Source organism: Bradyrhizobium sp. SZCCHNR1002 (genome assembly GCF_032381435.1).
In the GTDB taxonomy this organism is placed as follows: Bacteria; Pseudomonadota; Alphaproteobacteria; order Rhizobiales; family Xanthobacteraceae; genus Bradyrhizobium; species Bradyrhizobium aeschynomenes.
The window spans coordinates 374,271-398,573 of record NZ_JAUHIS010000001.1 but is presented as its reverse complement, the minus strand read 5'-3'; the positions used below and the strand labels follow the sequence as shown (position 1 = coordinate 398,573).

The following is a 24,303-nucleotide window of genomic DNA, read 5'->3' as shown; positions in this document are numbered from 1 at the left end:
CGCCGTTCGCGCCGAGTCGTACATCTCGTTGTCACCCTCTCGAAGACGAGGGCGCAGGGAATGCCGGGTGCTGGCCGCAACCCATGGCCCGCCTGCAGAAAAAAAGCAGGCGGCAGTCACCACAGGTCCAGCCGGTCAACCGGCATTCCCTGCGCGATGGCCTTACGCCTTATACGTACTCTCCCCGGGGATCGGCTGTCTTGCCCCCGTGACCGGCGGATCATCACCGCCGGCGTAGCATCAGCGTCGAGATGCCAGGACCATACGTTTTCGACGTGCGCCCGTGCCGTTCGTCCGCACGGCATCAAGCCATGCTGCGACCCGAAACGCCCACCGCATCCCACCCCGCGTGTCATGACGATCGCGATACGCCCCTCGTATCGAGGCGGGACGGCGACATACAATCATAATTTTCGAAAAAACGAAAGACAAATATTTTTCCGCACAGCACTGGACAAGGTAAGTCGCTTTGAATTTGCTGAGAAATCCGACTTCTCCGGGCACGAATGAGAATCCTGTCGGGCAGATCAGCAGCGGCTTCTGGATGTCGTGTTCGGGATGATGTGATATGGACGTCTTCCAGCCTGCAAGCGAGACCGGCGCATGATTTGTGAGCAGTCCCGAATTCGATTGGCCCTGGCTCTGCGGCGCTACGTCGCCGGACGGATCGACAACGACACTCTGTATGAGGTCGAGGTTGATTGGCGCGATCGCGGAGCGGTTGCCGTCAAGCAGGCCGCATGGACACTCTACGACGATACAAAGAGCCATTATGCAAAGGGCCGGCACAAGATATCCCGCCGCGATCGACGCAGCATCGCCAAATGGATCGTGTTCCTGCACAGTCGTAGTGAGTATCTCTGGCCCGAATACTCGTTCCTTCAAATCGTGAACTGGCCGATGAACATCCTGACTTTCGGTTGGTGGGAACGCCGCAAGGCTCGGCGATGGCAAGAGTTCGAAGAGGCAGGCGAGTTCGCGGCTTGGCCGTTCATTGCGATGTCGGACCTTGAGGCTGCGACGGCGAAGCCTCGATATTTTGCAGGAGTTGGGAGAAGCCGACGAGTCTAAGCGCCTCAGGTCAATGATCGGTCCCTCGTCCAACGAAAGACGTGGCTGTGTTCTCCAAACTCAAGGAAATCGCCAGCGGCGCTGCGAAAAGTGTCGGCGGGCAGTTTGCGAAAGCCTCCAGCGCCATTACCGACCTTGCCGCCAGCCTGGCGACCCGCGCAGCGGCGGCAGCGGATCTCGGACGGATTCTCGATATCATCGAGATGGTGCCGGGCGTCAAATTCGAGCGCCCCGAGATCGATGCCGGCTATCTCGACACGCTGCTGGCGGCCGTGCAGATGGGCGAGCTCACGCTCGCGATCCACTACCGCAAGGAAACCGATGCCAGCGTGGTGCGCCTGCATCCTCTTCCTGCGGCGGCTGCCAACGAGCTGACCGGGTCGGACAGGTTCTTTGCGAAGGTCCTGATCAACGGCGACGACGACAAGCCGGCCATCCAGATGCTGATCAATTCCGAGCATCTGGCGAACAACTACAGGCACGTAACCGCGGATACGCTGATCAACGCGCTGGCCTTCCCGATCGAGAACGTCAAGGGCGGCTTCATCATCGCCCGATCGTTCCGTGCGATCGCGCGGCCGATCGCAGGCTGGCTGCTCGGGATCATCTTTGACCAGGGGGAAAAGCTGCGTCGGCGCTTCCGCAACGAGCGCGACGACGATGTGCCGCAACCAACTTCACCGCCGTCGGGGGAGCAGCAAATTGACCATCCAGCCGCCGCCTCGACGGCCTCGGGAGACAGCGACGGCTCCAGCTCCGGCGTCCGATCGAACAAGAGCACGCTGGCGGATGACGATCACCCGATGGAGCGGGAACAGCCTCGCCAGGATCGCCGATCCGACCAGATCGTGTGACAGCGTTGAAGCGACTCCTCGCGCGCATCCCTTGCGTGATGACGCCTGTCTCCCATCAGGACGGAAAGCATTTCCCGAACGCCGCCATCAGCCGCACCGGCCCCTTCAGCTTCAGCGTGCGCGTCAGGATCAGTCGCGCCACCGAGATCTCCTTGGCGAGGAAGCGCAGCCAGTTCGTTGCATCGGCGGTGATGCTGAGATCGGCCTTGCCGACATGGCCCGGCTGCACGGTCAGCCGGCGGTCGCGGATGGTGACGGTGGCCTGCGCCGCCTCGGTGCCAGTGAATGTGAAGTGATAGGTCGCGTCCAGACCCCTGGACTTGCCCGGCTGGAAGGTCAGCCGCATGCCCTGGAGGAAGCCGCGGATCGAGGTCGCCCGCGCGCTCGACCGCACGAAGCGGATCTTTTTGTGCTGAAAGCGCCGAGCGACGTAGTCGGCGGCGTCGCTGCCGGGCACGACATAGACCGGCTCGGTCTTGCGCGTCAGCGGCTCGAGCACATCAGCGACGTGCTGCTTGCGGTCTGCGAGATAAGGCCCGATGACGTCATGGCCGGCCGGGCAGACAGCAAGGCAATAGGCGGCGTTGTAGTTCGGCCCATAGGACAGGCTCTGCCAGCGCGTCACCGTCTCGGCGTAGCTCATGCGGCCGCGCAGGTCCTTGGCCGATTTGGCCTCGGCGATGTCCTCGACGAAGTTCACGAAGCCGCCCATGAACTGCTGATAGTTGTGGGTGAGGCAGGCGGAGAAGTCGAAGGCGCCGTCGGGCTTGATCGCGCCGACCGGACAGGCGGCGACGCAAAGCTTGCACTCCAGGCACGGATTGTGCTCGAGCGGGGTCGCGACGGCATCGACCTCGGCGGCGATCAGCACCGTGCCGAGCAGGATGAAGCTGCCGAAGCGCGGATGGATGACGCTGCGATGGATGCCCATGCGGCCGAGCCCGGCCGCCTCGGCGGCGCGCTTGTGCGAGACGATCCAGGCGCGGTCCGGGAAGTTGTCCATCTCCATCGGAAACGCCATCGCCGGATTGAGTGCGCGGATGCCGCGATCCTCCAGTGCGCGGACGATGCCGCGCGCGACCTCGTCGATGTGGTCGCCGGAGCGGTGAAACTCGAGATTGGCGACCGAGCGCGCCGGTGAGCGGACCGGCTCGCGATGCATCCGCCCGACCAGCACCAGCAGCGTGCGCGCCTTCGGAAACGCTGCGAGGATGTAGGGCCGGTCCTCGGCAAGACTGGGATCGTCGATCGAGGCGAGGCCGCAATCATCGGCGCCGCAGGCCCGCGCGAGATCGAGCAGTTCCGATGCCGGAAGCCGCGGCAGCGGAGGCGATGGAACGGCAACGGGGGACAGCGTGTCGGTCGTCATGGCATCGTACTCCGGTCATCTGCTCATGCCGTCTGCGTCATGCCGGCCATCACCCGCGCCAGCATCGCGGCACGGGCCGAGCGCGGCAGCAGCATCAGGCTGGCCTCCAGCGCCTTGGCGAGTAAGCCGGGCCGCACCGTGGTGCGCCGTCCGAGCTTGTTGAGCGTGCCGACGGCGACCTCGTCCGGCGTCTGGCCGCTGCGGATCGCCATGCGGGCGCGCTGGCCGAAGCCGCTCATCACCGGCCCCGGCGCCGAGGCCAGCACGTCGACGCCAAGGGGCTTGAGCTCGGGCGCGAGGCCCTCTGCGAGGCTCTGCACGAAGGCCTTTGTCGCCGCGTAGTTGGCGGCGCGCGGAACGCCCTGGAACGCGACCAGCGAGCTCATCAGCACGATGCCGCCGCGCCGGCGCGCGGCGAAGCGCCGGCCGAACAGATGCGTGAGTTGCGCCAGCACGCGGCAGTTGACGTCGATCATGTTGAGCTCGGCTGCAAGATCGCCCTCGACGAACGGGCCCGAGGTGCCGAAGCCTGCGGCCGCGACCAGCAGGCCGACATCGAGATGCGCAGGCTCCCGCTCGATCCGGGCGACGTCCTCCGGCACCGAGAGATCGGCTGAGATCACGACAGGGCGAGTGCCTGCGCGCGATTCGAGCTCGGCGGCCAGCGCTTCCAGCACGGCCTCGCGCCGTGCGACCAGCACCAGGCCGAAGCCAGCCTCCGCCAGCCGCATAGCGAACGCGCGGCCGATCCCGTCTGAGGCGCCGGTCACCACCGCATGGGCACCGTAGGCCCGCCTCAGGCGCTCCGCCTGCGCCAGCGGGCGCCGCGATGGATTGGTCATCTGTCGGATCCAATTTAGATTACGATCGAACTCTAATTGCAAAGATGTCGAACGACCGCTAAATTGTCAAGCGCAACGAGACAGGTTCGATCAGATGCGCAAGACCCGCGAACAAGCCGCTGAGAGCAGAGCGAAAATCGTCGATACGGCGGCGCGGCTGCTGCGCGAGCGCGGGGTGGCCGGGGCAAGCATCGCCGACGTGATGAGCGCCGCCGGCATGACCCAGGGCGGCTTCTACCGGCACTTCGCCTCCAAGAACGACATGCTCGCCGCCGCCACCCGGCATGCCTTCGCGACCATGGCCGGCGGCATCGACCGCGACACGGACACCGGCGGTGCCGAGGCGGCGCTCGCGGCCTATGTGGCGCGCTATCTTTCGGCCGAGCACATCGCCCACCCCGGCCTTGGCTGCCCGGCGGCAGGCTTCGGCGCCGACGCCGGGCGGATACCGGACGTGCTCGGCGTGGAATTCGCCGACGGCGCCGAGCAGTTGATCACGCGCGTGGCGGCAGGCCTGGTCGCGCGCGGCGCGGCCGAGCGCGGGGCGCGCGGCGAAGCGATCCGTATGCTGACGATGCTGATCGGCACCGTGGTGATGGCCCGCGCGCTCGGCCCCTCGGCGCTGCAGGACGAGATCGTCGCGGCCGCACAGGACAAGCTGGTGCTCGATTGAGCAGCGGGCTTATGCCCCTTGGTGGGCGCCACATTCGCGGCGTCGAGCACGGTATCGGGGAATTTCGGTGACGCTGCACCAAACCCTCACCGTATGGCGCGAAACACCATTGGGCGCCACCTCCACAGGCGGCTCCCTGTCGTCACTGCTGCGCTCACGCCGGCAGCGGATTCTGCGTCCATCCCCGATCATCCTTCGCCAGCAGCGCATAGAGCATGTCGTCGCGCCACTCGCCGCCGACACGCAGGTGATCGCGCAGCCGGCCCTCGCAGCGGAAGCCGAGCTTCTCGGCGAGTTTTCGCGAGGCAGTGTTGTCTGGGTGGATGAACGCCTGCACCCGATGCAGGCCGAGCTCGCCGAAGCAGAAGTCGAGCATCGCCCCGACAGCCTCGAAGGCGATGCCCTCGCGCTGCCGGGCGGGATCGACGATGTAGCCGATCGTGACGCGCCGGCTGCGCATGTGACCGTCGTGATAGTTGACCATGCCGATGCAGCGGTCGCTCGCCGCCTCCGCCACGGCCCAGAACCGATAGTAGGTCGGCGTGCAATCGATGAAGCGACGGACGCTCCGCTCGCTCTCGCTGGCTTTGCTGTGGACCGCGTGGTCCCAGAAGCGCATCGCGCCCGCGTCGCTGAAGCAGCGATGCATCCCTTCGGCATCATCGGGTCGAAACTGGCGCAGCTTCAGCCGCGGGGTCGAGAGGATCGGATGCGGGATCGGCGCTTTGGCCATGATGGTGCTCGCGGGGTGACTTGCAAACGCAGCGCTGGGGCAGACCGCATCCGCGCCATCTACTCCTTGGCCTCGGCCTTGTACGAGTCCAGCATCTTCTTGCAGGCGTCGGCGAGCTGCGCATAGTTCCGCGTGAGGCAGGCGATGATGCGGCCGCCGCCGGGAATCAGGCCGAGACAGAACTTGTCGTAATCGGCCTGGCAGGCGGCGCGCTCCTCGTCGGTCGGCTGCCGCTGCGCGTGCGCCGCAGGGACGGCGACTATCGTCAGCGTGAACAAAATCGCGGTTGCGAGCTTTTTCATCCGGCCTTTCCCCCAAGCGGCAGCATCATGAAGATCGCGACCTTCAACATCAACAATGTCCGGCGGCGTCTCCCCAATTTGCTGGCCTGGATGCGCGCGGCCAGGCCTGACATCGTCTGCCTGCAGGAGCTGAAATGTGCGCAGGCCGAATTCCCGATCGATGAGATCGCCAAGGCCGGCTACGGCGCGGTGTGGCAGGGGCAGAAGACCTGGAACGGCGTCGCCATTCTCGCCCGCAAGTCCGAGCCGGTGCTGACGCGCACCGCCCTGCCCGGCGCGCCGGCGGACAAGGAGGCGCGCTACATCGAGGCCGCGGTGCGCGGCATCGTCGTCGGCTGCCTGTATCTGCCGAACGGCAATCCGCAGCCGGGGCCGAAATTCGACCACAAGCTCGCCTGGTTCAAGCGGCTGCACAGGCATGCGGCCAGGTTCATCAAGGACGACCTGCCGGTCGTGCTGGCCGGCGACTACAACGTCGCGCCGACGCCGCAGGACATCTATCCGACGCGGTCATGGGACAGTGATGCGCTGATCCAGCCGAAGAGCCGCGCCGCCTTCGGGGCGCTGCTCGATCAGGGCTGGTGCGATGCGATCCGCACGCTGCATCCTGACGCGCCGATGTTCACCTTCTGGGACTACAAGCGCAACCGCTGGCCGCGCGACGCCGGCCTGAGGCTCGATCATCTGCTGCTGAGCCCGGCTCTCGCCCCGCGCCTCGGCAAGGCCGGCGTCGATCGCGCCATCCGCGGCGAGGATGGCGCCAGCGATCATGCTCCGGCCTGGATCGTGCTCAGATAGCTCCGAGATCCCGGCCGCCTCATCCACCGTTCCGACCAAATGTCGGGACACGACGAGATCAGCTGCGCTCGGGCCAGGTCTCTTGCAGCTTGGTCGTACGCTCCGGCAGCCCCTCGGTCAGCACCGCCATGCCGCCGCACACCGGCAGATGCACGACGAGGCTGGCGGCATCGGGCACGTTCGGCCGCGGCGTCACGTTCCACAGCATGATCTCCTGGCGGGTACGCCGGATCTCCTTGAACTCGTAGCTGAAGGTCTCCGATCCGCGCGGATATTCGCGCCAGAGGTTGCCCTCCTTGCGGAAGCTGCTCTGGGTGCCGCCGAAGTGATCGGCGTAGCTGAAGCAGGCCGGCAGGTTCAGCATGTCCAGCGTGGCCGAGCCGATGTTCGACACCGCGGGAATGACGCTGTTCACGGCGCCGATCGCCGCGAACACCGTGGTCAGCGCGCCGGCCGCCATCGCCAGCCAGCCGGTGGTCCAGCCCGTCTTGGCGGCGGACGCGGGCGCGTTCGAGGTGTCGCTGAGAGCCTCGGACGCAAGAACCTTGGACGAGGACGTCAGATGGAGCTGGGCCATGACTGCGATCTCCGATGTTTCGGCAGGGGGATTGCTGACCAACCGGGTCCGTTCATCGGAGATTAATCTTGCAGGTCCCGGCGGCGGCGAATGTGAGGCGGATCACAACCGGGGATATTCGTGCACGACCGCCACACGGCTGACGGTCAGCGCTCCTGCCCTATCAGTTCCTTGCCTATCAGTCCCGGCCCGCATCCATGATCGCCTGCGCCAGCCGGGCCGGATCGGAGAAGCACAGCTCATGGCTGCCGGGCAGCTGCACCAGGCGGAACAGGCCGAGCTTGCCCGAGAGACGCGGATGCCATGGCAGGCTGTGCGGCAGCGCCGTGTCCTCGGTGCAGTTGATGTAGGATTTGGCGATGGTCATCTCGGCCGGATTGGTGCGGAGGGTGATCGCGTCCGTGAACGTCTTGTTCGGATGCGGATTGAGCAACTCATAGGTCCGCGTCGCGGTGGCGAGATCGGCGTCGTTGATGAAGGCCTCGCGCCAGATCGGGAACGGCAGCACCACCGAGCCGTCGCCGCGCTCGGCCGCGACGGCGTCGAACAGCGCGACGTAGTGCGGCGGCACCATGTCGTTGAGGCACTCGCCATTGTTGGGCACGAACGCATTCCAGTACACCAGCCGGCGGATGCGCTGGGGAATGCGATCGGCGACGCCGGTGATGACCATGCCGCCATAGGAGTGGCCCATCAGCACGGCGTCGGTGATGTCGTGCTCGGTGAAGTAGTCGCAGATCGAGGCGATGGCCTCGTCGAGCCCGGTGGTCTTGGCATCGCCGGGACGGTTGCCACGGATGGTCGGCAGGTGGACGACATGACCGGCGGCGCGGATCGGCGCCGCGACCGGCTCGAGCTCGGCGCCGGTATGCCAGGCGCCGTGGACCAGGACGTAGGTTGACATGATGAGGTTCCTTTGCACTCTTGAAGGTGGTGCAAGGAATGATGGCCGGACGGCGCCTGCCGCGCTTGGCTGCAACTGAACCCAATTGGTCTCGGAGTGAACCGGTGCCGGCCGTGCAGCAGGAACGTCAGCGGAGCTGGAATACGGCGGCGGTGCGGCCGGAGGAGCAGTTCTCCTATTATCGCGAGGCGATCTGCCAGGCCTTCATGAACCTCACGCCGGAGCCCGCGCGCGCCATCGGCTTCGCTGCCGACGTGCAGAGCATCGTCGTCGGCGACGGCGCCATCAACCGCGTGACCTTTCCCGAGCACGTTGTGCGCCGCTCACGTGCGGATATCGCGGCCTCCGGCCAGCGCTGCTTCTATCTCAACCTCAAGCTCGCCGGGCGATGCACCATCCTGCAGGACGATTGCGAGGTCAGCCTGTCCGCCGGACAGGTCGGGATCTTCGACAGCGACCGGACCTTCGTGCTGCAGCACGACCGCGGTCCCTCGCTCGGCGTCATCTCGTTCCGCGTCCCGGCAACGGCGCTGTGCGACCGCATGGCGACCGTGCCGGACCTCGCGCCGGCGCGGCTGTCCGACGACCCCTGCGTCGGCGCGCTGATCGTCGAGACCGCGCGCTCGCTCAATGCCAATGCGCTGCGGCTCGCGCCGGGCGATGCAGCAGCTCTGTTCGGCGTGCTGCTCGACCTCGTGGCGCTGAGCCTGTCGCGCAGCCACCGCCGCGAGGCGCTGGCCACCACCTCCTTCGCCGATGCCACAACGCTGGCGTTGCGCCGCGCGATCCATGCGCATCTGCGCGAGCCCCGCCTGACCGTGGCGACCATCGCAGCCCGTGTGGGGATCAGCGAGCGCTACGTCCACAAGCTGCTGGCGCGCGCCGGCACCAGCTTCTCGGAGCTCGTGATGGAGCGAAGGCTCGACGGCGTCGCGCGCGATCTGCGCGATCCGGCTTGCGCCGGCCGCGACATCGGCAGCATCGCCTTCGACTGGGGATTTTCGGATCTGTCGCACTTCTCGCGCCGCTTCAAGCAGCGCTTCGGCCTGCGCCCGCGCGACTGGCGCGCGGACACCACGCCACACTCGGGCTGACGACCGCCTGGGATCAGCGCGGGCTCGGTTCGCGCGCGACGCCCCACAACCAGATTGCCGCCAGCAGGACGAGCGAGCCGACGAACGCCGCGATGACGTCGCGCAGCGAAATGACGATGCTGCCCATGCCTGGAAACAACCCGAACAGGTTGAACAGGACACCGCCGATGAGGGCGCCGACGCACCCCAATCCGATGTTGGTGAGGAGCCTGAAACCTGCTCGGCGGCGCTTCACCAGGATTCCGGCAAGGCCGCCGCCAATCAAGCCGACGACGAGCCAAGTCCCTGCATGTACCAGTGTGAACATTCTTCACTCCGTCGATCTGCCGTCGTCCCTTAGTTGGAGCGGCGCGGCCAGCAGCAAGATCATGAGAGCACGTTGTCGAGCGAAGCGGGACCGCCGGTTGCTACACGGATGCAGCCAGGTCAGGGGTCTTGCTCGCAGAGCCACACGAATCGCGCACTTGCAGGTTACATCGATTTCGTTGCCATGAGCTGAACTCTGCCCATCAGATGAGTTCGCGACCTAATCGCAAACTGCGCGATGCGGAGGCCGGCGTCCCTCACAATGTGATGCGGCCTGCTTGCTTCAAATGGCGATTCCGCCTCGAAGTCGCGGAGTTACTCCGAATTGATGATCATTCTAACCTATTCGTCTCGAACACGCGCAGCTCATGCGAACGCTTCGCGCGCAATGGACTACGTAGTTCCCCCGAGTTCATGCGATCCGCGGAATCGGGAATAGTGACTTTCCCGCAGAGCGTGCAAAGGTGAATTCATGTGCGTCGCATGCAACTGGGCGAGATTTCGCGGTTTGCTTCAGTTTGATTGTGAATCCGCCTCCTCCAGAGAGTCGCGGCGCTCGCCGCGGCCGATGTGGCCGAACATTGAGGTGCTGATGACCGTCATGAATGGCCGGCGCAGCCACGAACAACGAAGCTGAATCCAACGTTTTTCTTGGATCGTCACCTCACGATCAGATCGAAATACTCGGACCGATTCCCGGAAATACGGAGGCGTATATGATCGATAGACGAATGCTCATCAAAGGCACGGCAGCGGCGTTGGTCGCGTCCGAACTCGGCTTGCCGGCCGCCCGCGCCGAGTCCGCCGATCCGCTCTGCTACGCATCGGTCGCCGATCTCACCGCCATGTTCCGGGCCCGCAAGGCGTCGCCGGTCGATCTCCTGAAGGCGCAGATCAAGCGGATCGAAGCCTATAACCCGAAGGTCAATTGCATCACCTACGAGCACTTCGACCAGGCGATGAAGGAGGCCAAGCAGTCCGAAGACCGTTATCGGCGCGGCAATCCGAGGCCGCTCGAAGGGATCACGGTGGCCATCAAGGACGAATTCTCCAGGCCGGGCTGGCGGACGACACAGGGTTCGCTCATCTACAAGGACTCGCCGCCGGCAACGGAGAACGCGGCCATCATCGACTCGCTCGAGGCGGCCGGTGCCGTGATGCCGTTCCAGACGACCGTGCCGGAATTCTATCTTTTCCTCGGCGCATCCACCCGCGCCTGGGGCACGACGCGCAATCCATGGAATCTCGAATATTCTCCGGGCGGGTCGTCGGCGGGGTCCGGCGCGGCGTTGGCCGCGGGCTTCACGACGCTCGCCCTCGGCTCCGACATGGGGGGCTCGATCCGAATTCCCGCCTCACAATGTGGTCTCTATGGCTTCAGGCCGCCGTTCGGACGCGTCGCCGGCGGGGAAATCCCGTTCTCGACCTCAGGCCCGATGGCGCGGCGCTTCGACGACCTCGTCCGCCTCCAGAACGCGATCGTCGGTCCGTCCGATAGGGTGATGGCCGCGATGCGCCCTCGGCTCGACTATCCCATCCGCTATCCTCGCCTTTCCGGGTGGCGCATCGCCGTCGATTGGGGCGCCGGCATTGCGGAGGCCATTCCGTCCGTGAAGGCTGCGATGCTGGGAGGCATCGCGGCGCTGCGCGCCGCGGGTTGCACGGTGGACGAGGTGGATTGCGGCTTCACGAAGGCCCACAAGATGGTCTTCATCCGTGGGCTGATGTCGACGTCCATCGGCACCGCGATCGAGATCTCGAATGCGCATCGCGATCAGCTCTCGCCCTACATGACCGAAATGCTCGACCAGGTCGGCCCGGTCGGACCGCGCCAGGCCGAAGAGGCCGAAGAGTTGCTGCAGCGGCTGCATCGCCAGGTCCAGCAGCGCGTGTTCGGCAAGGGCTACCGCATCCTGCTCATGCCGACCATGGCAACGCCTCTCGTCGGGGCCGACATGTTCAAGAGCAAGGACAACAAGGTGGACCCGTGGGTGGGCACCGGCCTGAACTTGGCGCTGACGTGGCACTGGAATCTGCTCAACCGCTATCCTGTCGTCGATGTCCCGCTCGGCCTGGTCGAGGACCGCATGCCTTCGGGCATGCAGGTGATCGGCCAGACATACAGCGACCTCGACACGTTCCAGTTCGCATCCAACTGGTCCCGTCTCCGGCGGTCGCTGTTCGCGGGCGAGCGTTTTCCGACCTTCACCTGATGCAGCGGGGGGCCACACGGTGCGAACGCGAGACGGTGGCTGCAAGAGCAGCGCTTCGACGGCGAGGTCGGGGAGGACGCCGAGAGCCTTCCGACGGGTGGTTCTGTTGCTCCTGATCACGGCGCTCTGCCATGACTCCGCCGCCCTGGCACAGCAGGCCAGGACGCCGTCGCTCGAAGATCTGGCCAGGGCGGCGCAGAACCCGATTGCGGACACGATCAGCGTCGGCCTCGAGAACATCGCGATGCCGAATACGGGCCCGTACCGGCAGACGGCCGACGTCTTCAAGATCGAGCCGGTCATCCCGTTCCAGCTCAATGCCGACTGGAATCTGGTGACGCGCACGACCATTCCCGGCATCGCGCAGGTCCGCTTCTCCCCCGAGCAGGGCCGGATCGGCGGGGTCGGCGACATCAACCAGATCTTCGCACTCACCCCGTCGCATTCGGGCGCCCTCATCTGGGGTGTCGGCCCGACGTTTTCATATCCGTCGGCGACCGATCCCGCCCTCGGTTCGGGAAAATGGAGCGCAGGTCCGACCCTCGTCGCGCTGACCATGCCGGGTCCATGGGTGCTCGGGGTACTCGCCAACAACATCTGGTCGTTTGCCGGTCCGAGCGACCGCGCGCCGGTGAACCAGATGATGCTGCAGTACTTCGTGACCTACAACTTCTCCGACGGGTCCTACATCAGCTCGAGTCCCATCATCACGGCGAACTGGCTCGCGAAGGGCAATGATCGCTGGGTCGTCCCGATCGGCGTCGGCGTGGGCAAGCTGTTCATGGTCGACAAGCAGCCGATCAATGCCGAGGTGGGCGTCTACTACAACCTGCTGAAGCCGGACCAGGCATCGCATTGGCAGTTTCGGGCGAGCCTCGCCTTGCTGTTCCCGAAGTGAAGCTGCGCTCGGACACGATGCCGACCCGATCATTCCGGACCTGACAAGGCGCGCCGATGTCGAAACGCAATCGCTGGCTCATCCTCCTGACCGTCTCCGGCGCGCTGGCGCTCGTCGTTATCGACATGACGGTGCTGTATACGGCGCTGCCCAGCCTGACCCATGAGCTCGGAGCAACAGCCTCGGAGAAATTGTGGATCGTCATGGCCTATGGGCTCGTCGTCGCCGGTCTCCTTCCGGGCTTCGGTTCGCTCGGGGATCGCGTCGGGCACAAGAGGACATTCGTCGCCGGCCTCATCGTCTTCGGACTGGCCTCGGTCGTCGCGGCCTATTCGCCGACCGCCACGATCCTGGTTGGCGGACGCGTCCTGCTCGCGGTCGGCGCCGCGCTGATGATGCCGGCGACGCTGTCGATCATTCGCATCACCTTCTCCGATGACCACGAACGGGCACTCGCCATCGCGATCTGGGGAGCCGTAGCGTCCAGCGGGGCTGCGGTCGGCCCCTTGGTCGGTGGTGTCCTGCTGGAATATTTCTGGTGGGGCTCGGTCTTTCTGATCAACGTGCCGCTCGTCGTCCTGGCGCTGGTCGCCGGCCTGCTGCTGATTCCTGCGCCGCGAGATCGAGCTGAGCGCGACTGGGACATCCTCGGTTCAGTGCAGGTGATGGCCGGGCTGATCGGCTTCGCCTACGTCGTCGAGGAGCTCGGCAGCCGCCAGTCTTCCTATGTCGTCCTTGCCGGCACGGCTGTCGCGACGGTCATCATGTTGACGGTGTTCGTACGCCGTCAACTGCGTCTCGAAGATCCCCTGCTCGATTTCACCCTGTTCCGGAATATCGAGTTCACGCTCAGCGTAATCACCGCGATCGTGGCTTCGCTTGCCATTGCGGGCACCGAGCTCGCGATCAGCCAGCGCCTGCAACTCGTCCTCGGCTACTCGCCGCTGCAGGCGGCATTGTACATCCTGCCGGCTCCGCTCGGTGCGTTCATCGGCGGGCCGCTCGCGAGCCTGATGCTCCGTCGCGTGGGAGCTGCCACCACGATGTCCGGCGCGCTGTGGATCGCCGGAATCGGCGCGGCCGGCTACCTGCTCTGCTACAACGCCAGCCTGGCGCTGCAACTGATCTGCATCGCGATCAACGGGCTCGGGCTCGGCGCATCCATTGCCGCCGCCTCCAACGCCGTGATGAATCACGCGCCCGAAGGCCGCGAAGGCATGGCCGCCTCGATCGAGGAAGTGTCGTTCGAGCTCGGCGGCACCATCGGCATCAGCATTTTCGGAAGCATCCTGTCCGGGGTCTATACGGCCTTCATGGTTCTGCCCGACGGCCTCGGCATTCCCGCAGCTGCGCGCGACAGCATCGACGAGGCGCTGATCGCGGCCGAACGCCTGCCGGCCGAGCTCGCGGCCATCGTCACCTCGCACGCTCACCGCGCGTTCGATCAGGCGTTCCTGACGGTCGTCTGCGTGGCGATGCTCGTCCTGCTCGGCACCGCCTTCCTGGTCCGGCCCCGAGCAGAGCGAACGACATCAAAAGAGGCTCGTCAGCATGTCCATTAGACGGACGACGGCAATCATGTGCCGTCGTCCGTGGTGGAGACCAACATGCTCGCCAACGCAATGTCACCGTCCGTCACGTAGTGATTGACCCGCTCAGGAAGGCTCTGACCGGCCTTGTACAGCTCCACGATCTCGATCGATCGTGTCCTGATCAGCTCGGCCATGATGTAGTCCCGCTCGGCGTTGACATCCGGATCGGTGGCGTGCGTGACCTGAAACGTCAATCGAGTAAACGACAGGCCGGTGTCCTTCGTGCCGGCTCCAACCCACAGAGCGGGCTCATCGACCGCCGGCTGATCGGCGTTGGACCAGAAATCGCCAGCGTTCCAGGCTTGCTCTGCGTGTGCCAGGCCAACGGCCCAAAACCTGACGTGATGGCGCTTTCGCGGGCTGTTGCCGATGGCTTTCTGAAAGCCGATATCCTGGCCGCGTCCGAACAGATAGAGCGTGCTGAACGGAGCGGCGGGGTAAGGCGTATCGAGGACGAAGGCGCGGATCATGGCCCAAGAGCTCGTCAGACCCAATCGGTCCGCTTCAGACCAACCGACCGCAGCAAAGCTCGCGCGAAGCTGTTGGAGCGTCCCGACCAGGGCGAGATTGACGGGGTCGCCGGGCAATCCATCACCCGTGATCGTGTAGCTGGGCACTCGCCGCTTCTGAAGAATCCTGAGACTCAACCGGATCACGCGCGGCAGAACGACATAGGCCGCGAACGCGTAGCTGACGCCGACTGCGACAATCCAGGGCAGCCTGCGGTTCGCGGTCTCGAACACCACGAAGACGATCAGCCAGACCGTGAAGATCCCCAGCCCGGCGACCAGCACGCGTTGCATGAGGCGTATGAGCAGTCGCACTGGATCGGCCCGACGAAAGGAAGTAAGCGGCAGTCGGTGTTTTCCGGAAGGTGTCCGATCTCCATCACAATGGCAACACCGCACCTGAACACATGAAACGGCCCGGTCGGCGGCATTTCGACCGGCTCGTCCGCGCTCGGTTGCTCGACATCCGCACTCCAACGCAATCGGACTGCGCGGGGCTTACGCCGACAGCCGCTCGGCGTTGGCCGCGACATAATCCCGATAGAGATCGACGACCGCCGCCGGGCTCGCGCCGGCCATCAGCTTCGCCGTCGCCTCCAGGGCTGCGGCGATCTTCTCGCTGACCATCAGCTCCGCCTCCTCGCCCGCATCGGCTTCGCCGCGCGCGAACTTTTCCAGCCGGAGCCGGATGACCTCCGCGGCTTCCATGGCCAGCATCGCGGCCGTGAACCAGGGGAACTGGGCATCGGCGGTTGCCGTCATGGACGGCCGCACCTGCAAGGACATTGGCGTTTTGCTCATCGTCATCGTCCGGCAAGATCAGCGGACATGCGAGGAATACGCTTCAACTTTTAATGATGCGGACGCACAATCATCGGCGATTTCGAGTCGGCGCGAACCAGCCATTAACCACCGCACCATCCTCCGTCATTGCGAGGAGCGCAGCGATGAAGCAATCCAGGCCGGCACCCGTGGCCCCTGGATTGCTTCCTCCGTCGCCCTTTGGGCTATGGCGGACAAGTCGCTTCGCTCGCAATGACGGAGGACAGATCTCGCGGCCATCCCGGAGGACGACATCTTGGGCTTCCTGTTCGTCCTCGCGGTCGGTCTCGTCGCCGGCACCTTGTCCGGCATCGTCGGCACCGGGTCGTCGATCATGCTGATGCCGGTGCTCGTCTATGAATACGGTCCGAAGGAGGCCGTGCCGATCATGGCGGTCGCCGCCGTCATGGCAAACCTATCGCGCATCCTGGCGTGGTGGCGCGAGGTCGACTGGCGGGCGTGCGCGGCCTATTCGGTGACGGGCATCCCGGCCGCGGCGCTCGGCGCGCGCACCTTGCTGATCCTGCCCTCTCAGGCCGTCGACATCACCATCGGGCTGTTTCTGATGGCGATGGTGCCGGTCCGGCACTGGCTGGCGCGGCACGAGATCAAGGCCAACCGCTGGCATCTCGCGCTCGGCGGTGCGGTGATCGGATTTCTGACCGGCATCGTGGTCTCGACCGGGCCGCTCAGCGTGCCGTTGTTCCTGTTCTATGGGCTGTCGAAGGGCGCATTCCTTGCGACCGAGGCCGCGAGCTCGCTCGGGCTCTATGTCTCGAAATCCGTCACCTTCCAGCGCTTCGGCGCGCTGACGCCGGACATCCTGCTGAAAGGCCTGATCGCCGGCGGCTCGCTGATGGCCGGCGCCTTCGTCGCCAAGCGCTTCGTGCTGAAGATGCAGCCGGATGTGTTCCGCCTGGTCATGGATGGCATCATGCTGGCCGCAGGCCTAACTATGCTATGGAACGCCACCCACTCCTGACCGCATCGATTCTCCCGACATGGCCAAGACCACGCTCTCCTTCGTCTGCCAGAACTGCGGCGCGGCCTATTCGCGCTGGCAGGGCAAATGCGAGGCCTGCGGCGAGTGGAACACGCTGGCGGAGGAAGACACGACGGGCGCGACCTCGGCGCCGGTGTCGCTGCGCTCCAAGCGCAAGGGCCGCACCTTCCAGCTGGAATCGCTGACCGGCAAGAGCATCGACGCGCCCAGGCTGTCCTCGGGCATGACCGAGCTCGACCGCGTCACCGGCGGCGGCTTCGTGCGCGGCTCCATTCTCCTGGTCGGTGGCGATCCCGGCATCGGCAAGTCCACGCTGTTGACCCAGGCCACCGCGATGATGGCGCGCGCCGGTCATCGCGCGGTCTACATTTCAGGCGAGGAGGCCGTGGCGCAGGTGCGGCTGCGCGCCGAGCGCCTCGGGCTCGCCGACGCGCCGGTGCAGCTGGCGGCCGAGACCTCGGTCGAGGACATCATCTCGACCCTGTCCGAGGGCGCCGTGCCCCGGCTGATCGTCATCGATTCGATCCAGACGATGTGGACCGATACCGTGGAATCGGCGCCGGGCACGGTCACCCAGGTGCGCGCCTCCGCGCAGAAGCTCATTCGCTTTGCCAAGAAATCCGGCGCGGCCATCATCCTGGTCGGCCACGTCACCAAGGACGGCCAGATCGCTGGTCCCCGCGTCGTCGAGCACATGGTCGACGCCGTGCTGTCGTTCGAGGGCGAGGGCTCGCAGCAGTTCCGCATCCTGCGCGCGGTGAAGAACCGCTTCGGGCCGACCGACGAGATCGGCGTGTTCGAGATGACCGGCCTCGGCCTGCGCGAGGTCACCAATCCCTCCGAGCTGTTCTTGTCCGAGCGCGACCTCGGCAGCCCCGGCACGGCCGTGTTTGCCGGCATCGAGGGCACGCGCCCGGTGCTGGTCGAGATGCAGGCCCTGGTCGCACCGACCTCGCTCGGCACCCCGCGCCGCGCCGTGGTCGGCTGGGATCCGAGCCGGCTGTCGATGGTGCTGGCGGTGCTCGAGGCGCATTGCGGCGTCAAGCTGTCCGGCCACGACGTCTATCTGAACGTCGCCGGCGGCCTGCGCATCCACGAGCCGGCGGCGGACCTCGCCGCCGCCGCGGCGCTGGTCTCCTCGTTAGTGAACGCGCCGTTGCCGCCGGACGCCGTCTATTTCGGCGAAATCTCGCTGTCCGGCGCGGTCCGCCCGGTGGCCCAGACCTCGGCGCGCCTGAAGGAGGCCGCCAAGCTCGGCTTTCTGCGCGTGGTGCTGCCGGAACGCGCCCGCGGCGAGGCCGGCGGCGATGCCGGGCTGAACCTCAATACCGTCGGCGGATTGACGTCGCTGGTCGCTGACATTGCGGCCCGCGGCACCCCGCGGGCACGTCAAGCCAGCAGCCGGGACGACGAGGAGTCGCGCGACCAGGGCCGCCGTGGCCCCAGCCATGCCGAAAAAAATGCCACACCAGCGAGATTCCGCCGCCAGGACGGCTAGGCGGACCGTGACGTTCGCGTGACTCGCCGCTATACAACGCCGCAACCGGGCGCGCGCAGGCCATCGCGTGCTGCCTCCGGACTTGCCGGGGAACCCTGCTTTCCTCCACGCGGAGGATCGCTCCTCGGTCGATTCGACGCGAACCTTGAAGCGAACCTTGGACCTGTGAAGCGGACCTGAGCAGCCGATGCCGATAACGATCCTCGATCTCATCCTGCTCGGCGTGATGCTGGTGTCGGGGCTGCTCGCGATGGTCCGCGGCTTCATGCGCGAGATCCTCTCGATCGCGGCCTGGGGCGCGGCCGCCCTGGTCACGCTTTATTCATTCTCCAAGCTGCTGCCGACCGCCAAGACCTACTTCAACAACGATACCGTCGCGAGCGTCGTCGTCGTCGCCGGTACTTTCGTGGGCACCCTGCTCATCGTCTCGGTGATCACGGTCAAGATTTCCGACATGATCCTCGATTCGCGGATCGGCGCGCTCGACCGCACCCTCGGATTCCTGTTCGGCCTCGGCCGCGGCCTGCTGATCGTCGTGGTCGCCTTCCTGTTCTTCAGCTGGCTGGTGCCGGACAAGCAGCGTCCGGACTGGGTCACCTCCGCCAAGTCCCGCGTCGTCCTGCAGGGAACCGGGGATTGGCTGATGTCGCTCTTGCCTGATGATCCCGAGAACACCATTTTAAAGAAATTCAAGAAGAACAAGCCGGACGACGACCAGACTGACACCGAGTCGCCCGCAGCGGGCGGCGATGGGTACAGCAAGCCTGCCCGCGACAGCTTGAAGAAGCTGATCGAGAAACCCGCGGCCAAGTGAGCCAAGCCCAGAAGAGAGGCGCGATGGACCAGCACCACGATTCTTCCGGCGAAGCCCAAATGGATACCTGCGCGGATCTGGACTTCGGACCTCAAGCCTACACGAGAGACCCAGACCTGGACGGAGACACGCTGCGCGAAGAGTGCGGCGTGTTCGGCATTTATGGGCACAACGACGCCGCCGCGATCACCGCGCTCGGCCTGCATGCGCTCCAGCATCGCGGCCAGGAAGCCGCCGGCATCGTCTCCTATGACGGCGCCCGCTTCCACAGCGAGCGTCGCCTCGGCCTGGTCGGCGACACCTTCTCCCGCCGCGAGGTGATCGAGCGCCTGCCCGGCAATGCCGCGATCGGCCATGTCCGCTACGCCACGACCGGCGCGACCATCCTGCGCAACGTGCAGCCGCTGTTCGCCGAGCTCGGCGCCGGCGGCTTCGCCGTCGGCCACAACGGCAACCTCACCAACGGCCTCACGCTCCGCCGCGAGCTGGTGCGCGCCGGCGCCATCATGCAGTCGACCACCGACACCGAGGTGATCCTGCATCTCGTCGCGCATTCCCGCCGCAGCAATTTCATCGACCGCTTCATCGAGGCTTTGCGCGCGCTGGAAGGCGCCTACTCGCTGGTCTGCATGACCAACAAGAAGCTGATCGGCGCCCGCGATCCCCTCGGCATCCGCCCGCTGGTCTATGGCGAGCTCGAAGGCTGCCCGATCCTGGCCTCGGAGACCTGCGCGCTCGACATGATCGGCGCCCGCTACATCCGCGACATCGAGCCGGGTGAGGTCGTGATCTTCGACGAGACCGGCATGCACAGCCACAAGCCGTTCCCGCCGAAGCCGGCGCGTCCCTGCGTGTTCGAATACATCTACTTCGCGCGCCCCGACTCCGTGGTCGGCGGCCGCTCGGTCTATGAGGTGCGCAAGGCGTTCGGCGCGCAGCTCGCGCGCGAGAGCCATCCCGAGGTGGACGTGGTCGTGCCCGTGCCGGATTCAGGCGTGCCGGCGGCGATCGGCTACAGCCAGTATTCCGGCGTGCCGTTCGAGCTCGGCATCATCCGCAACCACTATGTCGGCCGCACCTTCATCCAGCCGACCCAGGCGATCCGCGAATCCGGCGTGCGCATGAAGCACTCGGCCAACCGCGCCGCCATCGAAGGCAAGCGCATCATCCTGATCGACGATTCGCTGGTGCGCGGCACCACCTCGCGCAAGATCGTGCGCATGATGCGCGACGCCGGCGCCACCGAGGTGCATTTCCGCCTGGCCTCGCCGCCGATCCTCTACCCCGACTATTACGGCATCGACCTGCCGGACCGCGGCGGCCTGCTGGCGGCGACGCATTCGCTCGAGCAGATGCGCGAGCTGATCGGCGCCGATTCGCTGGCCTTCCTGTCGATCGACGGCATGTACCGCGCCATGGGCGAGCCGGCCCGCGACCCCGCCGCGCCGAAATACGCCGACCACTGCTTCACCGGCAGCTATCCGACCCACCTCACCGACCAGTCGCTGGTCGAGCCGTCCCAGCAGCAGCTGTCGCTGCTGGCGGAAGCGAGTTGAGGCTCAAGCCGTGAGCGTGCAGGCCGTGAGCGTGCCCTGCAGCTCCTTGCAACGACCGGCGACGCGCTCCTGCTTGCGTTCGTCGTGTTCGCGTCCCGCCAGGGCCTGAAGGTCACGCCGGACGATCGGCCGGATCGCAGCGGCCAGGCCAACTACGGCGATGGTGGCAGCGATACGTGAGGGGCGCATCAAAGATTGTGCGTCGTCCCGGCGAACGCCGGGACCCATAATCACCGACAGCGGTTTGGCGGACAGCACTAGCCACAACCAGCCAACTCCATCATAACCGCCGCGGAGTATGGGTCCCGGCGTTCGCCGGGACGACGGCCGTGAGATCATCGTGATGACCCTTCCCCTCGCCAATCGGATTGCCCTCATCACCGGCGCCTCGCGCGGCATCGGCCATGCGACCGCCCGGGCGCTCGCCCGCGCCGGTGCGCATGTCGTGGCCGTGGCCCGTACGCAAGGCGGGCTGGAGGAGCTCGACGACGAGATCCGGAAAGACACCGGCAGCGGCGCCACCTTGGTGCCGCTCAGCATGACCGACAGCGACGGCATCGCCCGGCTCGGCGCCGCGCTGCATGAGCGCCACGGCAAGCTCGACATCCTCGTCGGCAATGCCGCCGTGCCCGGCCCGTCCTCGCCGCTCGGCCATATCGACCTCAAGCCGTGGAACGACGTCGTCGCCGTCAACCTCTCCGCCAACTTCCAGCTGATCCGCTGCATGGAGCCGCTGCTGAAGGCCTCCGACGCCGGCCGCGCGGTGTTCCTCACCTCGGGCGCCGCCCACAAGGCGCAGGCCTATCTCGGACCCTACGCCGTCACCAAGGCCGCGCTGGAGACCCTGGCGCGCGTCTGGGCCCACGAGACCGAGCGCACGCCTTTGCGCGTCAACCTGTTCAGCCCCGGCCCGATCCGCACCCGCATGCGCGCCACGGTGTTTCCCGGCGAGGACCCGATGACGCTGGAGACGCCCGAGCAGGTCGCCGAGTTCATCCTGCCGATGTGCCTGCCGTCGTGGACCGAGACCGGCAAGCTCTACGAGTACAAGACCCGCACGCTGAAGAGTTTTCAGCCGCCGGCGTAAGTGGCCGGGAGAATCCCGTCTGCCGGCCTCACCGCGCAACGATGACGTCGTCTCGGACCTCATCGATCCATGCCCGGCCATGAGCGACACCCACAGCTGTCGTCCCGGCCACCGAGCCGGGACCCATAGCCACGGGCGGTCATATTGCGCGAGATCGCAACTCCGACTGTCTTCCCCAACACACATCACGCGGTATGGGTCCCGGCGTTCGCCGGGACGACGGCGGAGGATGTCGCCGGGACCGAGACTCTCAGTTCGCCAACTCTCAACACCGCATGAGTGAAGCGAGCTGTAGCCGATTGGCATTGGAGCTATTTCGGAGCGGCACTCGTCGCTGCAGGCTTTGGCGTCGTGGCCTTCACCGCTGCCGGCACCTGGCGATCGCGCACGGCCGCCAATTCCTTGCGCAGCTTCTCCTGCTGCTCCGTCGTCAGTACCGGGCGCTGATCATCATGCGGCACGTCGTTGACGGGGAGATAGTTGTACGTGGCGCCGTATTGCGCGCTTTCGGCTGTCGGCGTCGTTCCAGTCGTCGTGCAGCCGCCGAGCAGCAGCAGCATCAACAGCGTCGTCGCGAGCGCTGTTCGCCCCATCGAAGGCAAGCCCGTATGCGACGTCATCGGGCCAACGCCATCGTGGGCGCCGAACTCTGCGCGGTGATGCCATGCTCGTTGGACTGCAGGCCCGGCAGAGCCTTCACCCACGGATAGCCGCGGCGGCCCATGTCGCGGCCGCGGTCGAACAGCGCGGTCATGTAGGTGCGGTCGAAGGGACCATCGGCCTTGACCTGGAAATCGCCGGGCACGCTGGCGAGGTTGAAGTCGATGCCGTTGAACTTCGCGACCGAGTAGATCCGGTAGATGTCGCCGATGCCCTGGTTCTTGATCAAGGTCGAGAGCGAGCGCTGCGTCACCGAGAGCACGTCGGCGCCGACGCTCTCGAATTGCGGATCGATGCGGGCATTGCGGATGACGTAGAGATGCGCGCCGTTCACCGTGCGGCGCGGGCCGCGGCCGGAGACGAGGCGCAGCACCGAGGGGCCGATGAAGACCTGGCGGGTGACACCGCCATCGACATGCAGCTCGTCATAGTCCTTGTCGCCGATCCGAACCTTGATGCGGACCGGCGCGAAGGCGCCGGGCACCGTCGCCGAGGCCAGCAGCACCTTGCGGAACAACTCGATCGCCTCCGGCGTGTCGGCCGCGGCGATGCGGCCCATGTCCCACAGCACCGGCCGCTGCGCATCAAGATTGGTGGTGCCGACAAGCAGCACCCTGCCCTTGCGGCTCTCGCGGGCGACGTCGCGCAGGAAGTCGCGATCGACATATTTCTCGATCAGCCGCGACAGCGGCGTGTTGTCGGCCAGCGCCGATCCCTGCAGCAGGCCGGGAATGTTGGAGGTGAAGATGTCCTTGCGTTCATAGGCGGTGAACACCTCCTGCAGCCGGTCGTCATGCGCGCGGCCGAGAAAGACGAACGGCGCGATCAGCGCGCCGGAGCTCACGCCGGTGACCATGTCGAAGTTCGGCCGATCGCCGGCCTCGCTCCAGCCGACCAGCAGCCCGGCGCCGAACGCGCCGTTCTCTGCGCCGCCGGAGATCGCCAGAAAATTCAGCGAACGCTGGGCGGGAAGCATGGCCGAGGCGCGCTGCACGGAGGCTTCGGCAAAGCGCGGCGCCGGCTCGTCGCCCCAATAGCGCACGTCGCGAAAACCGACCGGCTCGGCGCTGGCGGCCGCGAGCTCGGGCGCCGCATTGCGCGGCATGATCGCGGCGCAGGCCGCCAGCGGCAGCGCGACGGCGAGCGTCAGCAGCACACGCGAAACGACGGTGCGGACATCAACGGCCGGGGTCATCGCGCGGGCTGCTGCTCCATGCTCGCGACCATCGGCGGCGGCGGTTGCGCAGTAGAGCTCGCCTCCTCGGCGCCCTTGTCGGTCCAGCCCGGCGGCAGGCCGAGACCGGCGCCGACAAACCCCTTCACGCCGGGAAAGCGCCCGAACTGCTCGCACGCGGCATATTTCGGCGCGCCGCCCAGCTTGGCCGGCAGGCTCGACGCCGACGGCAGCGACGGCAGGCCGCCGAACGGCGACTCGCCGGTCGACACCAGCTTGGCGAAATCGGCACCGAACTCGGACGCGAGATCGTAGGCATCGCCGTCATTGGCCATGCGGGCCGTCGAGACCGAACTGGCGCCGCGCGCCCACACCATCGCTGCGGCCTGGAAACCGGCGAAGTTGCGCGCATCGGCCTCGACCGACAAGGTTCCCAGCCCGATCGGCAGCCGCGGCACCGGCACCGGCACGCCCGGAAGCGCCACGCTCTTGGCGACCGAGGCCGCCTGCGAGGCCGCGGATGCGGTCGCGTTGGTGGCGGTCGCATGAGTCACGGTCGCCCTCACCGTCAGGTCGGAATCCTCTCCCGGCGAGACGATGCGGAAGCGCTCGCTCAAGCGCAGGCACATTTCGCGGCTGATCACATTGGCCACCAGCTTGCGCTCGGATTCGTCCAGGGTGACGCCGGGACGCGGCGGAAATGCGGTCGGCTCGATCCGGACGGTCTTCGCTTCGATCAACTCTTGCTTGTTGGCCTTGATCTGAGCCCGGGTCACGAGACCGTTGGCGTCAGCGAGCCGGTCGTAATTCCGCAGCGAACCGGCGCGTTCCAGCGGTGCGGTCGCGCAACCCGACTGCGCCAAGGCCACCGAGAGAAGCGCCGTCCACTGCAGCGAGGCGACACGCATGACGCGGGAATTCCATTGATAGAGAACTTACTCTATTTATTCTCAC

At 66.2% G+C, this 24,303-nt stretch carries 27 protein-coding genes; 14 read left to right on the top strand and 13 right to left on the bottom strand.

Going from position 1 to position 24,303, the window contains the following annotated elements:
- Positions 1–603 precede the first annotated feature (603 nt).
- The gene (locus QX108_RS01710; RefSeq protein WP_315779214.1) at positions 604–1,071 is read left to right on the top strand and encodes a hypothetical protein; all 468 of its coding nucleotides are present in this window, start codon (positions 604–606) and stop codon (positions 1,069–1,071) included.
- A gap of 41 nt (positions 1,072–1,112) precedes the next feature.
- Positions 1,113–1,925: a hypothetical protein gene (locus QX108_RS01705; RefSeq protein ID WP_315779216.1), complete on the top strand. Its 813-nt coding sequence runs from the start codon at positions 1,113–1,115 to the stop codon at positions 1,923–1,925.
- 55 nt (positions 1,926–1,980) lie between these two features.
- Here the strand turns inward: QX108_RS01705 and QX108_RS01700 are convergent, their stop codons facing one another.
- The gene (locus QX108_RS01700; protein ID WP_315779218.1) at positions 1,981–3,294 is read right to left on the bottom strand and encodes an SCP2 sterol-binding domain-containing protein; all 1,314 of its coding nucleotides are present in this window, start codon (positions 3,292–3,294) and stop codon (positions 1,981–1,983) included.
- Between the two features lie 23 nt (positions 3,295–3,317).
- Complete coding sequence (locus QX108_RS01695; RefSeq protein ID WP_315779220.1) at positions 3,318–4,136, bottom strand: SDR family NAD(P)-dependent oxidoreductase; 819 nt, start codon at positions 4,134–4,136, stop codon at positions 3,318–3,320.
- 94 nt (positions 4,137–4,230) lie between these two features.
- On the opposite strand from QX108_RS01695, the gene QX108_RS01690 reads away from it, so the two are divergent.
- The gene (locus QX108_RS01690) at positions 4,231–4,809 is read left to right on the top strand and encodes a TetR family transcriptional regulator (RefSeq protein WP_315779222.1); all 579 of its coding nucleotides are present in this window, start codon (positions 4,231–4,233) and stop codon (positions 4,807–4,809) included.
- A gap of 154 nt (positions 4,810–4,963) precedes the next feature.
- Here the strand turns inward: QX108_RS01690 and QX108_RS01685 are convergent, their stop codons facing one another.
- Positions 4,964–5,542, bottom strand: a complete 579-nt coding sequence (locus QX108_RS01685) for a GNAT family protein (protein WP_315779224.1) — start codon at positions 5,540–5,542, stop codon at positions 4,964–4,966.
- A 59-nt stretch (positions 5,543–5,601) separates the two neighbouring features.
- Positions 5,602–5,844, bottom strand: coding sequence for a hypothetical protein (locus tag QX108_RS01680; protein WP_315779226.1), 243 nt, complete (start codon positions 5,842–5,844; stop codon positions 5,602–5,604).
- Positions 5,845–5,871: 27 nt separating this feature from the next.
- Between QX108_RS01680 and QX108_RS01675 the strand changes: the two genes are divergently transcribed.
- Positions 5,872–6,642 (top strand): exodeoxyribonuclease III, encoded by a 771-nt coding sequence (locus QX108_RS01675; RefSeq protein ID WP_315779228.1) that lies wholly within the window; start codon positions 5,872–5,874, stop codon positions 6,640–6,642.
- Positions 6,643–6,700: 58 nt separating this feature from the next.
- On the opposite strand, the gene QX108_RS01670 is transcribed toward QX108_RS01675, so the two are convergent.
- Both QX108_RS01670 and QX108_RS01665 read right to left on the bottom strand, forming a co-directional pair.
- Complete coding sequence (locus QX108_RS01670; protein ID WP_315719852.1) at positions 6,701–7,219, bottom strand: hypothetical protein; 519 nt, start codon at positions 7,217–7,219, stop codon at positions 6,701–6,703.
- A 178-nt stretch (positions 7,220–7,397) separates the two neighbouring features.
- Positions 7,398–8,123 carry an alpha/beta hydrolase gene (locus tag QX108_RS01665; protein WP_315779231.1) on the bottom strand — a complete coding sequence of 242 codons (726 nt, stop codon included), beginning with the start codon at positions 8,121–8,123 and terminating at the stop codon, positions 7,398–7,400.
- Between the two features lie 104 nt (positions 8,124–8,227).
- On the opposite strand from QX108_RS01665, the gene QX108_RS01660 reads away from it, so the two are divergent.
- The gene (locus QX108_RS01660) at positions 8,228–9,217 is read left to right on the top strand and encodes a helix-turn-helix domain-containing protein (RefSeq protein ID WP_315779233.1); all 990 of its coding nucleotides are present in this window, start codon (positions 8,228–8,230) and stop codon (positions 9,215–9,217) included.
- Between the two features lie 13 nt (positions 9,218–9,230).
- Here QX108_RS01660 and QX108_RS01655 read toward each other — a convergent pair whose 3' ends face one another.
- Complete coding sequence (locus QX108_RS01655; RefSeq protein WP_315779236.1) at positions 9,231–9,524, bottom strand: GlsB/YeaQ/YmgE family stress response membrane protein; 294 nt, start codon at positions 9,522–9,524, stop codon at positions 9,231–9,233.
- A gap of 604 nt (positions 9,525–10,128) precedes the next feature.
- Here QX108_RS01655 and QX108_RS01650 point away from each other — a divergent pair.
- From QX108_RS01650 to QX108_RS01640, 3 genes are all read left to right on the top strand, one after another.
- Positions 10,129–11,736, top strand: coding sequence for an amidase (locus QX108_RS01650; RefSeq protein WP_315799382.1), 1,608 nt, complete (start codon positions 10,129–10,131; stop codon positions 11,734–11,736).
- A gap of 97 nt (positions 11,737–11,833) precedes the next feature.
- Positions 11,834–12,634: a hypothetical protein gene (locus QX108_RS01645; protein ID WP_315779240.1), complete on the top strand. Its 801-nt coding sequence runs from the start codon at positions 11,834–11,836 to the stop codon at positions 12,632–12,634.
- A gap of 56 nt (positions 12,635–12,690) precedes the next feature.
- Positions 12,691–14,196, top strand: coding sequence for an MFS transporter (locus tag QX108_RS01640; RefSeq protein ID WP_315779241.1), 1,506 nt, complete (start codon positions 12,691–12,693; stop codon positions 14,194–14,196).
- Between the two features lie 14 nt (positions 14,197–14,210).
- Here the strand turns inward: QX108_RS01640 and QX108_RS01635 are convergent, their stop codons facing one another.
- Positions 14,211–15,029 (bottom strand): LssY C-terminal domain-containing protein, encoded by an 819-nt coding sequence (locus tag QX108_RS01635; protein ID WP_315779243.1) that lies wholly within the window; start codon positions 15,027–15,029, stop codon positions 14,211–14,213.
- A gap of 204 nt (positions 15,030–15,233) precedes the next feature.
- Positions 15,234–15,497, bottom strand: a complete 264-nt coding sequence (locus tag QX108_RS01630; protein ID WP_315779245.1) for a hypothetical protein — start codon at positions 15,495–15,497, stop codon at positions 15,234–15,236.
- Here QX108_RS01630 and QX108_RS01625 point away from each other — a divergent pair.
- The 5 genes from QX108_RS01625 to purF all read left to right on the top strand — a co-directional run bounded on the left by QX108_RS01625 (position 15,496) and on the right by purF (position 20,428).
- Complete coding sequence (locus QX108_RS01625) at positions 15,496–15,774, top strand: hypothetical protein (RefSeq protein WP_315779247.1); 279 nt, start codon at positions 15,496–15,498, stop codon at positions 15,772–15,774. The two genes, QX108_RS01630 and QX108_RS01625, sit on opposite strands and share 2 nt — an antisense overlap.
- Before the next feature lie 39 nt (positions 15,775–15,813).
- Positions 15,814–16,539 carry a sulfite exporter TauE/SafE family protein gene (locus tag QX108_RS01620; protein WP_315779249.1) on the top strand — a complete coding sequence of 242 codons (726 nt, stop codon included), beginning with the start codon at positions 15,814–15,816 and terminating at the stop codon, positions 16,537–16,539.
- A gap of 19 nt (positions 16,540–16,558) precedes the next feature.
- Complete coding sequence (gene radA, locus QX108_RS01615) at positions 16,559–18,058, top strand: DNA repair protein RadA (protein ID WP_315779251.1); 1,500 nt, start codon at positions 16,559–16,561, stop codon at positions 18,056–18,058.
- A gap of 187 nt (positions 18,059–18,245) precedes the next feature.
- Positions 18,246–18,872, top strand: a complete 627-nt coding sequence (locus QX108_RS01610; RefSeq protein ID WP_172109375.1) for a CvpA family protein — start codon at positions 18,246–18,248, stop codon at positions 18,870–18,872.
- 59 nt (positions 18,873–18,931) lie between these two features.
- Positions 18,932–20,428 carry an amidophosphoribosyltransferase gene (gene purF / locus QX108_RS01605; protein ID WP_315719842.1) on the top strand — a complete coding sequence of 499 codons (1,497 nt, stop codon included), beginning with the start codon at positions 18,932–18,934 and terminating at the stop codon, positions 20,426–20,428.
- Positions 20,429–20,431: 3 nt separating this feature from the next.
- On the opposite strand, the gene QX108_RS01600 is transcribed toward purF, so the two are convergent.
- Complete coding sequence (locus QX108_RS01600; protein ID WP_315799381.1) at positions 20,432–20,686, bottom strand: hypothetical protein; 255 nt, start codon at positions 20,684–20,686, stop codon at positions 20,432–20,434.
- Positions 20,687–20,771: 85 nt separating this feature from the next.
- On the opposite strand from QX108_RS01600, the gene QX108_RS01595 reads away from it, so the two are divergent.
- Positions 20,772–21,515 carry an SDR family NAD(P)-dependent oxidoreductase gene (locus QX108_RS01595; RefSeq protein WP_315779256.1) on the top strand — a complete coding sequence of 248 codons (744 nt, stop codon included), beginning with the start codon at positions 20,772–20,774 and terminating at the stop codon, positions 21,513–21,515.
- 311 nt (positions 21,516–21,826) lie between these two features.
- Here QX108_RS01595 and QX108_RS01590 read toward each other — a convergent pair whose 3' ends face one another.
- Genes QX108_RS01590 through QX108_RS01580 form a run of 3 tightly spaced genes read right to left on the bottom strand, consistent with a single transcriptional unit; the run spans position 21,827 to position 24,257 of the window.
- Positions 21,827–22,075, bottom strand: coding sequence for a hypothetical protein (locus QX108_RS01590; protein ID WP_315799380.1), 249 nt, complete (start codon positions 22,073–22,075; stop codon positions 21,827–21,829).
- Between the two features lie 56 nt (positions 22,076–22,131).
- On the bottom strand, positions 22,132–23,370 hold the full coding sequence (locus QX108_RS01585) for a patatin-like phospholipase family protein (protein WP_315779260.1): 1,239 nt from the start codon (positions 23,368–23,370) through the stop codon (positions 22,132–22,134).
- The gene (locus QX108_RS01580) at positions 23,367–24,257 is read right to left on the bottom strand and encodes a DUF3313 family protein (protein ID WP_315719838.1); all 891 of its coding nucleotides are present in this window, start codon (positions 24,255–24,257) and stop codon (positions 23,367–23,369) included. Before QX108_RS01580 ends, QX108_RS01585 begins: the two co-directional genes overlap by 4 nt.
- Between the last annotated feature and the right edge of the window lie 46 nt (positions 24,258–24,303).